Consider the following 12,570-nt stretch of genomic DNA (forward strand, 5'->3'; position numbering starts at 1 on the left):
GCCGAAGCGCGACACCGCGAAGATTACTTCGCAGGCAGATGTTCCAAAAAGAACCGCACGGCGTTGCCGCCCATGACAGCGCGGATCTGATCCTCCGTTAGTCCTGCGTCCATCAGCGCCTGGGTCAGCGCCGGCAGTTCGGAGGCGTCGAAGCCGGTCGTGACGGCGCCGTCATAGTCAGAACCGAGAGCGACGTGATCGAGGCCTAAAAGCTCAATGCCGTAAACAATCTGCGCCGCGATCCCTTCCGGCGTCGTTGAGCAGGCCGCCGCCTCCCAATAGCCAAGACCGATGAGCCCGCCATGGTCCGCGATCTGTTTCATCAGCGCGTCGGGAAAGTTGCGCGCCGTGTCGCAATGCCCTTTCAGTCCCGTATGGGAGACGATGAGGGGCTTCTCCGTCCGGGCGAGCACGTCGCGCACCACCGCTTCCGATGAATGCGCGACGTCGATAATCATCCCCTGCCGCACCGCTTCGTCCACCGCTTGCTTGCCGAAGTCAGTGAGCCCGGCGCCCGATTGCCCATGCAGCGAACCGCCGAGTTCATTGTCGAAAAAATGCTGCAGCCCCATGACCCTGAGCCCATGGTCTCGAAGCAGCGCGATATTCTCAAGCTTTCCTTCCAGCGGATGCGCGCCTTCGATGCCGTAAACGCCGGCGAGTTTTCCCTGATCGAGCGCGCGTTGAAGATCGCTGGCGCTCCGCACGAAAACGAATTCGTCGGGGGCGTTGCTTTCAAGTTTTAAAAGCCGATCCGCCTGATAGGCCGCGCGTTCGTAGATCGAGAACCAGGTGCGCGGCGGCCAGCCCTGCGCCGCCATGAGGAGCGTCAGGCTGTCCTTGTCCGCCGCGTTCTCATCGAGATTCATATCCGGCGGCACTTTGGTGACCGCCGTGAAGACCTGCAGCGCGACGCCGCCTTGCCTGAGGCGCACAAGATCGGTCTGGCCGCGCGACTGGCGCTTGGCCGGATTGCGCTTCCACAAGAGGGTATCCGCGTGAAGATCGGCGACAGGAATGGTTCCGTGGAGTTCGCGCGCAGCCGCGCTCACTTCATAAGGTTCGTGAGGCAGGACGACATTGGTTTTCGCATCGAAGCGCTGCGGCAGGACGCCGTAAAAGACAAAAAGGCCGATAGCGACGATGACCGCCGCCAGAATCCCAAGCCATTTCATCATTCGTCCTCCCTTTTTGCGAGGAAGGTGGCGCGGGATCAGATCGCCGTCAATGCGCTGCGGCAGCGGGCCCCATAAGAGAAAGGTCTTTCGCCTCGTCCACATCGGCCAGCGTTTCGAGCATACGCATCTCGAATGAGGACGGCAGGGTTTTGAGCGTGTCGGCAAGCGCATGTTTCGTTGACCAGCGAACGGCCTTGAACAAGTCTGGCGCGGCGCAGCGGCGGTTCAAGCCGACGAGCCAGTAGCCGCCGTCTTCCGCCGGTCCGAAGACCGCATCCGCGCCTTTCAAGGCGCTGAACGCCCGACGCAGATGCCGCGCGCGCAACCCCGGCGCGTCGGCGCCGATGATGACCGCCGGTCCTTGCGGCGCCAATGCAAATGCGCGCGCCATGCGGTCACCGAGATCGCCCCGCCCTTGCGGCATACGCGCGACATTGTGCGGCCAGAAGCGCGCGGAACCATGCGCCGCCCATGGCGGATCGACGGCGAGCATGGTGCGCCATTCGCCTTTGAGGCTTTCGGCTATGGTTCTTTGCGTCAGCAAGCGGAACAGCGCCGCCGCGCGGCCCATACCGATTTCAGCGCCAAGGCGGGTTTTCACCCGCCCCGCCACCGGCGTCTTCACGAAGACAATGACGGTTCCGCGCATTATTTATAAGCCCGCGCCAATTCTTCCGGCGACGCGCCGAGAAAATAGCGCGTCAGGGTCGTCAGGTTTTTCATCACACGGCGCGCATAACCGTCGCGCTCATAGCGGTCGGCGGAAGTGACGGCTTGAGATTTGAGAACATGCAATACCCTCGCGCCTTTGCGCTTCGTCAGCCGGCGGATGAACTCCACATCCTCCATCAGCGGCAATGCCGCATAACCGCCGGCATCTTCATAAAGCGCTTTTGATATGATGAGGCCCTGATCGCCGTAAGGCGTTTTCAACAGCCGCGTGCGCAGCATGGCGCCGCCGGAGACGAGTTGCGGCGCAAACCCTTTCGCATCGAATTGCAGCGTGAAGACCGCCGCCTTATCCGGATGATCTTTGATGAACTGCGCCGTCTCCGCCGCCCAACCTTCCTCCAGCACGGTATCGCCATGGAGAAACAGAAGCCACTCTCCCCGCGCCGCTTCGGCGCCGGCTTTCAACTGTCCGCCCCGCCCCGGCGGCGCGGTCAGGATGCGCGTTCCGAAACTGTCCGCCAGGGCAAGCGTCGCGTCGCTCGACCCGCCGTCGACGACGATCACTTCCTTCACCAAACCGCCGAGCGCCGGCGCGACCAGCACATCGAGACAATCGCCAAGCCGCGTTTCAGCGTTCAATGTTGGAATGACGACGGAGATCATGAAGACGCTATAGCGGCGTCGTTGAGGCTTGTCTCGGGCTGCGGGCCGAGATCACGCAAGCGTCAAAAGATCAGGAGCAAGCTTGCCGCGACGGATTTGTCGTCCGGCTTGGCGCAGGCGACCGGCTCGCTCGTCCGCAACCCGGCCGCCGACAACGCGATCAGCGCCGCGCCGAGACAGGCGAAAAACGAACCCTTGAGGTAGTCCATTCTCTCCTCCGGTCAGTCTTTGCCGCAATCGCGGCGGCCGGATGAGAGACCGCCTAAAGCAACGAGGATAGCGACGCCGATCCCGAAGGCGACCGCATTGTCTTTGAGCGCTGCGGCCAGCGCAATCATAACGCCGGCGGCGATGATTCCGATTCGAACCTGCTTGCTCATGCTGCTTCTCCTTTATCAGGCGAGAAAATCTGTTCGATGGGGAGCGCGAAGACCCCTGCAATCCTGAACGCCAGCGGCAGCGACGGATCGTATTTGCCGCGTTCGAGCGAGTTCACAGTCTGGCGCGAGACGTCGAGCTTTTCAGCAAGATCGGCCTGAGACCAGCCGCGCTCCGCGCGCAGTTCTTTCAACCGGTTTTCCATCTCAGCAATCCCGTCCGCCGATCAGAAACCGCACAATGCCCCACAGGCCGATCATCACCGGTCCGAAGAACATCATGTCATCTTCGAAATCCATGACGCCGAAGCGTTTAAGAAATCCGAGCGTGATCGCGCCGAGAATGCCGATGACGAGCGTCAGCGCTGCCGCATTCGAGGTGATTCGCCGCTGCATCTCGTCCATGTTGCCGTAAAAGCGGAAAAACGCGACAGCGGCGAGAAGAATCGGCGCCAAAGGGCTGAGCGCCAGCGCGATCAGCAGCGGCCCCGGCTCCATGGATTTGGATATCGTCAGGGCCGCGAAAAGCACTATGACGTAAAGCGCCATCGCGGCGAGCAGATGTATGGTGTAGCGGCGCTTTGCTTTTTGAATGCGCTCCGACATGGGCGCCCTCCTTTCCTCTGTAGGCTGATGTTTCAGGCCTCGCCGCGGAACGGCTTTGCAAGGAAGCGGAAAACCGCCTTGCGGCTTTCGATGAGCGTCACGCCGAGCACCGCCGCCGTCGTCCAGAACGCGACTTCGAGGCCGACGGCGCCCGCCGTGACGGCGATGGTCCATTCCTTCAGCGCCGGATCGGCGGCGACATAATAAACCCCGATCCCGATCCACAGGGCGACAACAGCCAGCCAGACCCCGGCGACAATGAGCTTTTTCATTTTTCCCTCCATAACAACCAAAACGTGACAAGCACTCTTTACGACAAGCAGACTTTACATGTCAAGCACGCTGGACATTATTCACTTGACATACCACGGCTCAATCCCTATCTTTTGGCTATCGAGAGGGATTACCGATGGCCAAGAAGCTCACAGACGCGATTTTCCACGATGAAGAAGCCGCCCGCGCTCACTTTGAGGCCCTGCGCTGGCCGGATGGCCGGGTCTGCCCTCATTGCGGCGTCGCCGGGGACGAATACTCGACCCTCATGAAAGGCAAGTCGCACCGTCCGGGCCTCTACAAGTGCAAGGAATGCCGGAAGCCGTTCACGGCGACCATCGGGACGCTTTATGAGCGCTCGCATATCCCGCTGCACAAGTGGTTACTGGCCACGCATCTGATGTGCTCCTCGAAAAAAGGCATCAGCGCCGCCCAGCTTCACCGCAACCTTGGCTTTGGCTCCTACCGGACGGCTTGGTTCATGGCTCACCGTATTCGTGAAGCTATGCGCCCGGAAGATTTCGAGCCCTCCATGGGCTCCGGCGGCGGCATGGTTGAGGCGGACGAAACATTTCTGGGGCGCGATCCGGATGCGCCTAAGAGCCGGACGCCTATGCACAACATGTGCAAGATCGTCTCTCTCGTTGACCGCAACTCAGGCCGGGCCCGCAGCTACGTTGTCGATAACATCAGCGCAAAGACGATCAAGCCGATCCTTGAAGAAAACCTTGCGCGCGAAGCCCATCTGATGACTGACGAGGCGCGTCATTACATGCCGCTCGGTAAGGGATATGCCAAACATTCTTCTGTGCGCCATGCGCAAGACGAATATGTAAACCGTGAGGACAACACCATTCATACCCAATCGATCGAAGGATATTTCGCCATTTTCAAACGCGGAATGCGCGGCGTGTATCAGCATTGCGATAAGAAGCACCTGCACCGCTATCTGTCAGAATTTGATTTCCGCTATTCCAATCGCGCGGCGCTCGGCATTGACGATACGCAGCGCACGGAGACAGCCATCAAGGCCACTGTCGGCAAGCGTCTTTTATATCAAGCAACTTCTGGACGGGAAGCCGCGCAAGCTTAAGGGGCAGAATAAAAAGTCGCGCTGGCAAACTAAGAAGAAGAGGAATCCTTGACCGGACGCCCTGGCTTTCTGCCTGGCTCCGGTTTTGGGTGTTCTTTCGGAGGCGTGTTTAACATCCGTTTGATGACGGTGTCGCGACGTTTCTCTATATCGATCTTATCTTGATCGCGTTCTTTTTTTACGCGGCTCGATTTATTCATGCCGCAGCCTTCAAATAAACGTCTCTCGACTGATCTTCTTCAATGATGCGACCAGCTTGCGCTAGGATAGAAAGGTTGTGTCCCATCGCCATTTTACTGCGAACAACCGCAACTAGAGAGGGGGGACGCTCAAGAGCCGACAGGTCATGAAAAAGCGTACTAGCCTTATAAACAGCATTGGGGTAGTTGCTTACAGCGTGGAAAACGGCCTTTTTTCCGTTTAGATTTATGATTGCTGACACATCCCAATCTGTGTGTGACGCGCCTTGAATTGTATGCTCTTGCTGAATGCGCTCGGGCCCAAAAAATGATGCCAACCGTTGGCGCAACTCATCAGCCATCTCGGCCTCATCGCGATCCGAAATGCGGCTATAAACCTTATCCACAACACGCCATGAAGCTGTTGCCACGTCGCAGATCGCTCTTTCAAGATGCTCAGCTGGCACGTCAACAGTTAGCGCGCGGTGTGAAATCTGGAGACCTTCAAGGTCTGCTACCGCAGAAGCTGTGCGCGGGAAGGAGCGCTCATATCCAATGCGTTCGATTTCTCTGAATGCAAAAGCAAAGTCAGATACGCGATAACCGCCGGGAGCTTGGCTTACGCACACCGTCGCAAACGAGCCGCTAGGCATAATCATTGGAAGATTGACAAACGTCGTTTCGCCGACCCGCTCAGTAGTTACAAGCGAACTGACCGCAGCAGAAACAGCCTCATGAACCGACTGTCGATTTTTCGTCGGCGCTGGCATATTACAAAAAACCTAGCTCCCACTCCGGCTCAGTCACAAGGTCCATGTTGTTGATATTGAACAAGAACCCAGCATGTTGCCGGACTTCCAAAAAGTCATTTAACTCTCTATCAAGGTCGTTAGCAAACGGTAAATCAGGCGCACACATGCGGCCTCTCGCGGCATCCCAGTTTATGTCAAACCCGTGAAGGTGCGTCGGCGATGTGCGCGTCACATTCACGCCGTCCGGAACTGGGCGCCGCTTATTCGAGTGGCCTCCGTGCAGAGAGCGCCAATCTAGCCGCGCCAGCGGTCTATGTTTTCGGCCCGCAGTGCGTCCCATCCGGATTTCAAATGTTACATGGCGATTTGGCATCCGAATAATGCAGCCGCCATGAAGCTGAAAATTGGCTTCAATGACGCCGTCAATCTCCAGCGGCGCATCGAAATAGATATACCCGGTTACCTCCTCCGGCGCCGACCAGCCGGGGAAGCTCGCAATCGATTTTACAGGTTCGACCAGCTCGGGAAACGTTGGCATTTCGCACAACTACCGCGAGTCAGACCCCGTAGCGAGTCGCCCCCGTCAGCGCCGGCATGGCCTGCCGAGAAGTGTGGCCAAGGCGTTGGTATCTAAAGTGCATAATGTCCAGCACGCTGTACAAATTTCTTGTGTGGTGAAAAAATGTTCTTGATTTGTTCTTATTCGGCCGATAGCGTCAAGCCATGGCCCGCGCCGCGCACCTTTCCTTTCATCCGACCCGCCGCCCCCCTTCCAAAAATGGAGCCGCCCAGGGGGAAGGCGCCTCGGGGGAGAATGGGGCAGACACCTCCGCCGCCCAGGAGAGTCCCGCCCGGATGACCGCCAGGGGAAAGGGGCGCGGCGCGCGGTCCAACGCTTCCGGGCGCTATGAAAAAGAGCAGCGCGAGGAAACCGACGACGGCTGGGATCTGGAGGAAGAACTCCCGCCGCTCCGCACCGAGGTGACTTACGAAAACCCGCGCACGATCATTAATTTCGTGAACTCGCCCTATGTGGGTTTTGAGCGCTCCATCAATCCCTATCGCGGCTGCGAGCATGGCTGCATCTATTGTTTCGCGCGGCCGAGCCACGCCTATATGGGGCTTTCCGCAGGATTGGACTTCGAAACCAAGCTGTTCGCAAAACCATCCGCCCCCAAACTATTGGAGAAAGAACTCTCCAACAAAAACTACCGGCCCAAGGTGATCGCCATGGGGACGAACACCGACCCTTACCAGCCGGTGGAGCGGCGGTTCCAGATCATGCGCGGCATCCTGCAGGTGTTTTCGCGCTTCAATCATCCGGTGACGATCCTTACAAAATCACAGCTTATCACGCGCGATATCGACATTCTTGGCCCCATGGCGGAGAAGAAACTGACGCGCGCCATGGTCTCCATCACGACGCAGGACAAGGCCCTCGCCCGCTCCATGGAGCCGCGCGCCTCGGCGCCGAAATGGCGCTTCGAAGCGATCCGGAAGCTCGCCGACGCCGGCGTCTCCACCGGCATCATGACCGGCCCCATGATCCCCGGTCTCAATGATGACGAGATGGAGACGATCATGGAAAAGGCCGCCGAGCTTGGCGCGACCTTTTCCGCCATGACCATTCTGCGCCTGCCGCTCGAAGTCTCGCCCCTGTTTCAGGAATGGCTGGAGGCTTATGCGCCGAACCGCGCGAAACGCATCATGCGCCATATCCGCGACATGAATGGCGGACGCGATTACGACGCCAACTGGTCGCGCGGCCGCGAGATCACGACGCCCTATGCACAGCTCATCCGCGAACGCAACCGCGCCGCCCGCGCCCGCCTCGGCTTCGACCGCGAAAACGCGCCTATTGATCTCTCCCTCTTCCGCGTGCCGTCGGAAGTCTCGGGCCAGATGGATTTGTTCGGGTAAGCGGCGCGCGCGCTATCGTTTTTCCAGCGCCTGCGAAATCATATGGCTGACGATTTGCCATTTTCCGTCGCGCCGCTCCAGCACGCGCAAATGATTGATATGGCGGTCGGGCCGGACCTCGCCCGTGCTGAATTGCTGGCCTTCCCGGACAAGCTTGCTTCTGATGAGGGCGATGTCCGGCGTCAGAAAAGTGACATCTGCAAATTCATTGCCCGCAGAATCCCCCGCCATGACGAAGTCCAGACTGAAAATGAATTCCAGCCCTTCCTGCAACGCCTCGCGGGTCTGAAAGCGGTCGCCAAACGCATTGGTCCAGTCCGTATCGTCCGAATAATCCTGAACCGCGAGCGCCGCATCTTTTTCCGCCCATCCGCGATTCCAGGACTCGAGCGTCGCCAGAACCGCGGCTTCGTCCCCGGCAGTCTCCGCCAAAACCGGTGCATACATGCAGGCAAACGCAATCAAGCAAACAAATATCTTTTTCATGACAATCTCCCCTTGCCGATATGAATGAAAAAAAGTTTGTCACAAACGGCGGACCAAAGAAAGCCGTCAGAACCCGTGCTTCGCCAGCATTTTCGACGCCATCTCACGGGTCGCCTGATGCTCGAAGGGAAACGAGGTGAAGAATTCCTTCTGGCCCACATGGGGATTGCGCGCGCGAACATTCGCGGTCCAGGCCGCCGCGTTTTCAACATCGCCATTGGCGGCGTGGGCGGCGACGGCGATCATCGCAATGAGTACATGGGCGCCGGGGCTGCGCGCCGCCGCATCCGCCCAACGCGCCGCCGCCGGCCAGTCGCCCTCGGTGAAATGGGTGAAGGCCCTGACGCCCAGCATCCCGTAACGGAACGGATCGAGCGGACTTAAAGAAAGCGCCAGATCGACGTCTTTTCGCGCGCTGGAGCTCTTACCCGTCACGGCGTCGGACCAAGCGCGCGCATAAATCCCCTGGGCGTAGTTGGGCGACTGGCGCACTGCGCGGTCGAGCCAGCCGGTCGCGCTTGCGATCGCGTTTTCGATCCAGTGAACGCGGCCCATGGCGAAATTCGCGAAAGGATCGAGCGGATCGAGCGTCACCGCCTGTTCCGCATGGGCGCGGGCCGCTGCGCACGCAGCCGCTATATCATCCTTATACTGAAGGAAAGCGTCCTGAAACCGGGAGGAAGAAAGACCTGCATGGGCGCGGGCGAAAGACGGCTCCAGCGCCAGCGCCCGCTCGAACATCGCCGAAGCGATCTCGTTGTCCTTGTTATTGAACCGGTAGAGATGTTGAAGCCCGATATGATAGGCGGACCAGGCGTCAAGATTTTCAGGGCTTTTCAATCGCGCCTGCTGCGCTTCATTGACGGATATCTGAATTTCTAGGGCAGATACAATGGTCGACGCAATTTGCGACCGGATGTTGTAGATGTCGTCGACGCCCGCCTCGTAACGCTCGCCCCATATAACGCCGCCATCGCGCGTATCGCCGAGCTCCACTGTCACCACGATCCGGCCGCCGGCGACTTCGACTTCGCCATTGACGCAATAGCGCACATTGAGCGCACGGCCGATCTCAGCAATATCGGGATCGAACCCGCGAAACCGGAAAGACGATCCGCGCGCGATAACGAACAGCCAGCGCAACCGCGACAATTCCGAAATGAGTTCGTAGGGCAGCGCATCGGCGATTGCGGCGTAAGGTCCGGCGACGCCCACAAGCCGGAACGGCAGGACTGCGATCGACGGCTTTACGCCCGCCGGGTTTGTTTCAGCCGCGGCCAAGTCAGCGGCCAACGGCGCAACAGCCGCCGCGGGCGCCGCCGTCTTCGCCTCGGCGACAAAACGGAACCCCTGACCGTGCAGCGTGCGGATAAACTTCTGCGTCTTGCCGTCATCGCCCAAGACCTGGCGCGCGGATTTGATGCGGCTCGTCAGCGCGGAGTCCGAAATCGCGCGTCCGTCCCAGATTTTCTCGACCATCTCATCCTTGGAGACGAGCCGGTCGCGGTTCTCAACGAGCAAAAGAAGGAGCGCAAAGACCTGCGGCTCCACCGCGACGGCCTGCCCCTCCCGGCGCAGCTCCATCGCCCGCGCATCAAGCTCAAGATCCCCGAACCGGTAAATCATCCTGGCCCCTTATACCGGAATCCGGGAAATCTCCCCCTGAAATCTCCACAAATTCTCCAGATCTCCGTCAGGCTTTCCCGCACGCTCGGGGCTATTTCCTGCCCATCAGCCGCCGGGCAAGAAGCCCCGCGGGAAACAAAGGAAAAGGAGAAACACATGCCTCTCGTCACCATCGACCTCATTGAAGACGTCTTCACCCCGGACCAGAAAGCCGACCTCATCGACAAGGTCACCGAAGCCATGATCACTGTCGAAGGCGAAAACATGCGCCAAGTCACCTGGGTCCGGATCAACGAAGTGAAAGGCGGCGACTGGGCCATCGGCGGGCAAAAGCTTTCAGCCCGCGAGGTGCATGCGCTCGCTGCCGGCAAGGCGGCCTAGACCGCCCGCGCCTTCGCCATGGCCGTTCCCGCCCGGCAAGCAGCGGGGACGGCCCAAAAGCAAAAAACAAAAGGAGAAAGACATGACTCGCACAATTGCATGTCTTTTGCAGCTGTTCTGGCGCCCGCGGCTTACACTTACGCTTCGCTCGTTTAAGAAAGATGCGTCAGCAGGCAGAACGCGCCGCATAAGATAGCGGCGCGTTCTCATTAAGAAAGTTAACCAATTCAGGTTATTGCCTATGTCGTCTCACCATGTCATTTGCCTTCATTGAGCAAGAGCAAAAAGGGGGATTTGGTGAAGCTCGACATTGTGACGGCAGGCGAAAACGCCATTGCGCCGAATTACATGATCGAGGGAATGCTCGGCCTCTGGCGCGAGGCAGGACACGATATCCTCATCCGCCCATTGGGCCGCATGTCGCGCACGCCGGATCTCATTATCGCCCATGTGGACCGCACTTTCGTCGATGAGGCGCTGATGGCGCGCGAACGCGCCGCGGCGCCGGTCGTCAACGGCGCCGTCACGGATATATCGAAGCGCACGATCTCCGCTGCACGCGTTTCACAGGATGACGATTACACCGGCGCCGTAATGGTCAAATCCAATCTCAACTTTCACGGCGCCGCGGAGCGGCGCGCCCGCGCCCTTCACATTCGCGCCGCCGATTCCTTATGGCGCCTGATAAAGTCCGTCCTTCCTTCCGGCTGGACGCGGGAATCGTTGCACTACCGCTATCCGATTTACGACCGCAAAGCCGACATGCCCGCATGGATCTGGAACGACCAGAATTATGTGGTGGAGCGGTTCCTGCCGGAACGAGACGGCGAATTTTACGTCACCCGAAGCTGGGTCTTTTTCGGCGACCGGGATCATGTGCGCCTCAGCCGCTCCTACTCGCCCATCGTAAAGTCACAAAGCACGGTGAGCCATGAACAACTCGACGCCGCCCCGCCCGAACTCGTCGAGATGCGGCGCAAACTCGGCTTCGACTACGGCAAGTTCGATTATGTGGAGCATGAAGGCCGCGCGGTTCTCCTCGATGCGAACAAGACGCCGACCATGACCGGCCGCACGCCGCGGCATATGGACTTGCTCAGCCATTTCGCCGGAGGGCTTGCCGAATTTGCGCCAAAACAACGTGCAGATGAAGCCGCCTCATGACATCCCTTCCGCCCCTGAAACCGGATGTGTTTCTGTCGGACTTCCAGAGGGGAAACATCATTCACCTGACCCGCGCGGATCAAGCTTCGGCCAAGTGGCTGCCGAATGCGCCCGGCGTTCTCGACTGGCTCGCCTGCGGGCCGCGCACCGTGCTTGGAACCCTGGGGCGGTTTGTGCATCGCGCTGCGACGGGACCGGTCAGCCTGCAACTGAACGAATGGACAGGGCTCACCGACAACACCCGCCATGTCTATTTCGCCGCGGAGAGCGATTGTCTTGAACAGGCGCAATCCTTGAGCCGCGATGAAGACGCGGTTCTCATATGCCAGCACTATCCTCATCGCTGGCGCGATTTCGACATTCGCTGGCGCGCGACCCCCGCTGTCATTTCAGAGCTCAACAATAAGGCGAATCTCGATCGTCTCGTGTCGGCGGAGCTGGCGCCGCGCCGGCGCATCGTCGCGCCTGACGGTATTCTGGATGCGATCGAAAATGTACCTGCGCCCTTTGTATTGAAAGTCGGCACGCCCCTGAGCAGCGGCGGCAGCTGTGCGGCGACGGTTTGCGCGGCGAAAGAAGAAGCGCGAGCAAAGGCCCGGACTTTTCTGGCTATGCACGATCCGGACGCCGTCTTCATAATCGAAGATTTTTATGCCTTCACACAAACCTGGTGCGCCAATATCGGCATTTTCGAGAGCGAGCGTCGTTATTTCGGCGCGGCGCAACAGATTCTCGACGACACGCGCAAGCAGACCGGCAATTACAATGGCGGACCGTTCGCGGCGCCGGACGCGGTTCGCGACGCCTGCTTAGACATTGCGGAAAGGGCTTACGAGGCCGGCTACCGCGGCGTCGCCGGCATGGATATGGGGCTGACGCCGGACGGGAAATTGATCGTCTTCGATCTCAACTTCCGCATGAATTCGTGCACGGCGCAAATTCTCTATCATGAGAGCGCCTGTGCGCGCGTGAAAGCCGCCGTGAGCCGCAACTGCGTCTTTTCTTTCGCGCGGCCCCTGGCTGAGATCGCGAAAGACATCGAAGACGCAGTTAAACAGGGCGTCTTCGTTCCCCTCGCATCCTTCGACAAGGCGCTGCACGAAACCGCCGGAACCGGTTGCAACATCGCCGGGATCGCGCTCGGCGTCGACACAGACGAAGCAAACGCTGTTGCTGAGAAAATCGCCGCTTTGTGCTGAG

Annotated in this window: 17 protein-coding genes; 5 read left to right on the plus strand and 12 right to left on the minus strand. The window is 59.4% G+C overall.

The features are described from left to right. Nucleotides 1–23 precede the first annotated feature (23 nt). The 8 genes from ACQY5P_RS07435 to ACQY5P_RS07470 all read right to left on the minus strand — a co-directional run bounded on the left by ACQY5P_RS07435 (nt 24) and on the right by ACQY5P_RS07470 (nt 3,768). Nucleotides 24–1,178: a dipeptidase gene (locus ACQY5P_RS07435; RefSeq protein WP_428410101.1), complete on the minus strand. Its 1,155-nt coding sequence runs from the start codon at nt 1,176–1,178 to the stop codon at nt 24–26. A 46-nt stretch (nt 1,179–1,224) separates the two neighbouring features. Continuing rightward, on the minus strand, nt 1,225–1,827 hold the full coding sequence (locus tag ACQY5P_RS07440) for a TIGR04282 family arsenosugar biosynthesis glycosyltransferase (protein WP_428410102.1): 603 nt from the start codon (nt 1,825–1,827) through the stop codon (nt 1,225–1,227). Further along, nucleotides 1,827–2,513, minus strand: coding sequence for a TIGR04283 family arsenosugar biosynthesis glycosyltransferase (locus tag ACQY5P_RS07445; protein WP_428410103.1), 687 nt, complete (start codon nt 2,511–2,513; stop codon nt 1,827–1,829). The genes ACQY5P_RS07440 and ACQY5P_RS07445 overlap by 1 nt, the downstream gene beginning before the upstream one ends. 62 nt (nt 2,514–2,575) lie before the next feature. After that, a complete protein-coding gene (locus tag ACQY5P_RS07450) occupies nt 2,576–2,722 on the minus strand; it encodes a hypothetical protein (protein WP_428410104.1) in 147 nt (48 codons plus the stop codon). Between the two features lie 12 nt (nt 2,723–2,734). Then, a complete protein-coding gene (locus tag ACQY5P_RS07455; protein ID WP_428410105.1) occupies nt 2,735–2,893 on the minus strand; it encodes a hypothetical protein in 159 nt (52 codons plus the stop codon). Then, complete coding sequence (locus ACQY5P_RS07460) at nt 2,890–3,096, minus strand: helix-turn-helix transcriptional regulator (RefSeq protein WP_428410106.1); 207 nt, start codon at nt 3,094–3,096, stop codon at nt 2,890–2,892. Before ACQY5P_RS07460 ends, ACQY5P_RS07455 begins: the two co-directional genes overlap by 4 nt. Before the next feature lies 1 nt (nt 3,097). Continuing rightward, a complete protein-coding gene (locus ACQY5P_RS07465; RefSeq protein WP_428410107.1) occupies nt 3,098–3,496 on the minus strand; it encodes a hypothetical protein in 399 nt (132 codons plus the stop codon). Nucleotides 3,497–3,528: 32 nt separating this feature from the next. After that, nucleotides 3,529–3,768, minus strand: a complete 240-nt coding sequence (locus ACQY5P_RS07470) for a hypothetical protein (RefSeq protein ID WP_428410108.1) — start codon at nt 3,766–3,768, stop codon at nt 3,529–3,531. A gap of 137 nt (nt 3,769–3,905) precedes the next feature. Here ACQY5P_RS07470 and ACQY5P_RS07475 point away from each other — a divergent pair, with 137 nt between their 5' ends. After that, nucleotides 3,906–4,862: an IS1595 family transposase gene (locus ACQY5P_RS07475; RefSeq protein ID WP_428410109.1), complete on the plus strand. Its 957-nt coding sequence runs from the start codon at nt 3,906–3,908 to the stop codon at nt 4,860–4,862. A 196-nt stretch (nt 4,863–5,058) separates the two neighbouring features. Here the strand turns inward: ACQY5P_RS07475 and ACQY5P_RS07480 are convergent, their stop codons facing one another. Next, nucleotides 5,059–5,811, minus strand: a complete 753-nt coding sequence (locus ACQY5P_RS07480) for a hypothetical protein (RefSeq protein ID WP_428410110.1) — start codon at nt 5,809–5,811, stop codon at nt 5,059–5,061. A gap of 1 nt (nt 5,812) precedes the next feature. Next, the gene (locus ACQY5P_RS07485; RefSeq protein ID WP_428410111.1) at nt 5,813–6,331 is read right to left on the minus strand and encodes a hypothetical protein; all 519 of its coding nucleotides are present in this window, start codon (nt 6,329–6,331) and stop codon (nt 5,813–5,815) included. Between the two features lie 185 nt (nt 6,332–6,516). Between ACQY5P_RS07485 and ACQY5P_RS07490 the strand changes: the two genes are divergently transcribed. Further along, nucleotides 6,517–7,713 carry a PA0069 family radical SAM protein gene (locus tag ACQY5P_RS07490; protein WP_428410112.1) on the plus strand — a complete coding sequence of 399 codons (1,197 nt, stop codon included), beginning with the start codon at nt 6,517–6,519 and terminating at the stop codon, nt 7,711–7,713. A 12-nt stretch (nt 7,714–7,725) separates the two neighbouring features. Here the strand turns inward: ACQY5P_RS07490 and ACQY5P_RS07495 are convergent, their stop codons facing one another. After that, nucleotides 7,726–8,199: a YybH family protein gene (locus tag ACQY5P_RS07495; protein WP_428410113.1), complete on the minus strand. Its 474-nt coding sequence runs from the start codon at nt 8,197–8,199 to the stop codon at nt 7,726–7,728. A gap of 66 nt (nt 8,200–8,265) precedes the next feature. Further along, nucleotides 8,266–9,825, minus strand: a complete 1,560-nt coding sequence (locus tag ACQY5P_RS07500; RefSeq protein ID WP_428410114.1) for a winged helix-turn-helix domain-containing tetratricopeptide repeat protein — start codon at nt 9,823–9,825, stop codon at nt 8,266–8,268. A gap of 156 nt (nt 9,826–9,981) precedes the next feature. Here ACQY5P_RS07500 and ACQY5P_RS07505 point away from each other — a divergent pair, with 156 nt between their 5' ends. The 3 genes from ACQY5P_RS07505 to ACQY5P_RS07515 all read left to right on the plus strand — a co-directional run bounded on the left by ACQY5P_RS07505 (nt 9,982) and on the right by ACQY5P_RS07515 (nt 12,569). After that, nucleotides 9,982–10,206 (plus strand): tautomerase family protein, encoded by a 225-nt coding sequence (locus ACQY5P_RS07505; RefSeq protein ID WP_428410116.1) that lies wholly within the window; start codon nt 9,982–9,984, stop codon nt 10,204–10,206. A gap of 297 nt (nt 10,207–10,503) precedes the next feature. Beyond that, a complete protein-coding gene (locus tag ACQY5P_RS07510) occupies nt 10,504–11,370 on the plus strand; it encodes a hypothetical protein (RefSeq protein ID WP_428410117.1) in 867 nt (288 codons plus the stop codon). Further along, nucleotides 11,367–12,569 carry a hypothetical protein gene (locus ACQY5P_RS07515; RefSeq protein WP_428410118.1) on the plus strand — a complete coding sequence of 401 codons (1,203 nt, stop codon included), beginning with the start codon at nt 11,367–11,369 and terminating at the stop codon, nt 12,567–12,569. The genes ACQY5P_RS07510 and ACQY5P_RS07515 overlap by 4 nt, the downstream gene beginning before the upstream one ends. The last annotated feature ends 1 nt before the right edge of the window (nt 12,570 follow it).

The sequence above is a fragment of the Hyphococcus sp. genome (assembly GCF_965267305.1).
Lineage (GTDB): Bacteria > Pseudomonadota > Alphaproteobacteria > Caulobacterales > Parvularculaceae > Hyphococcus.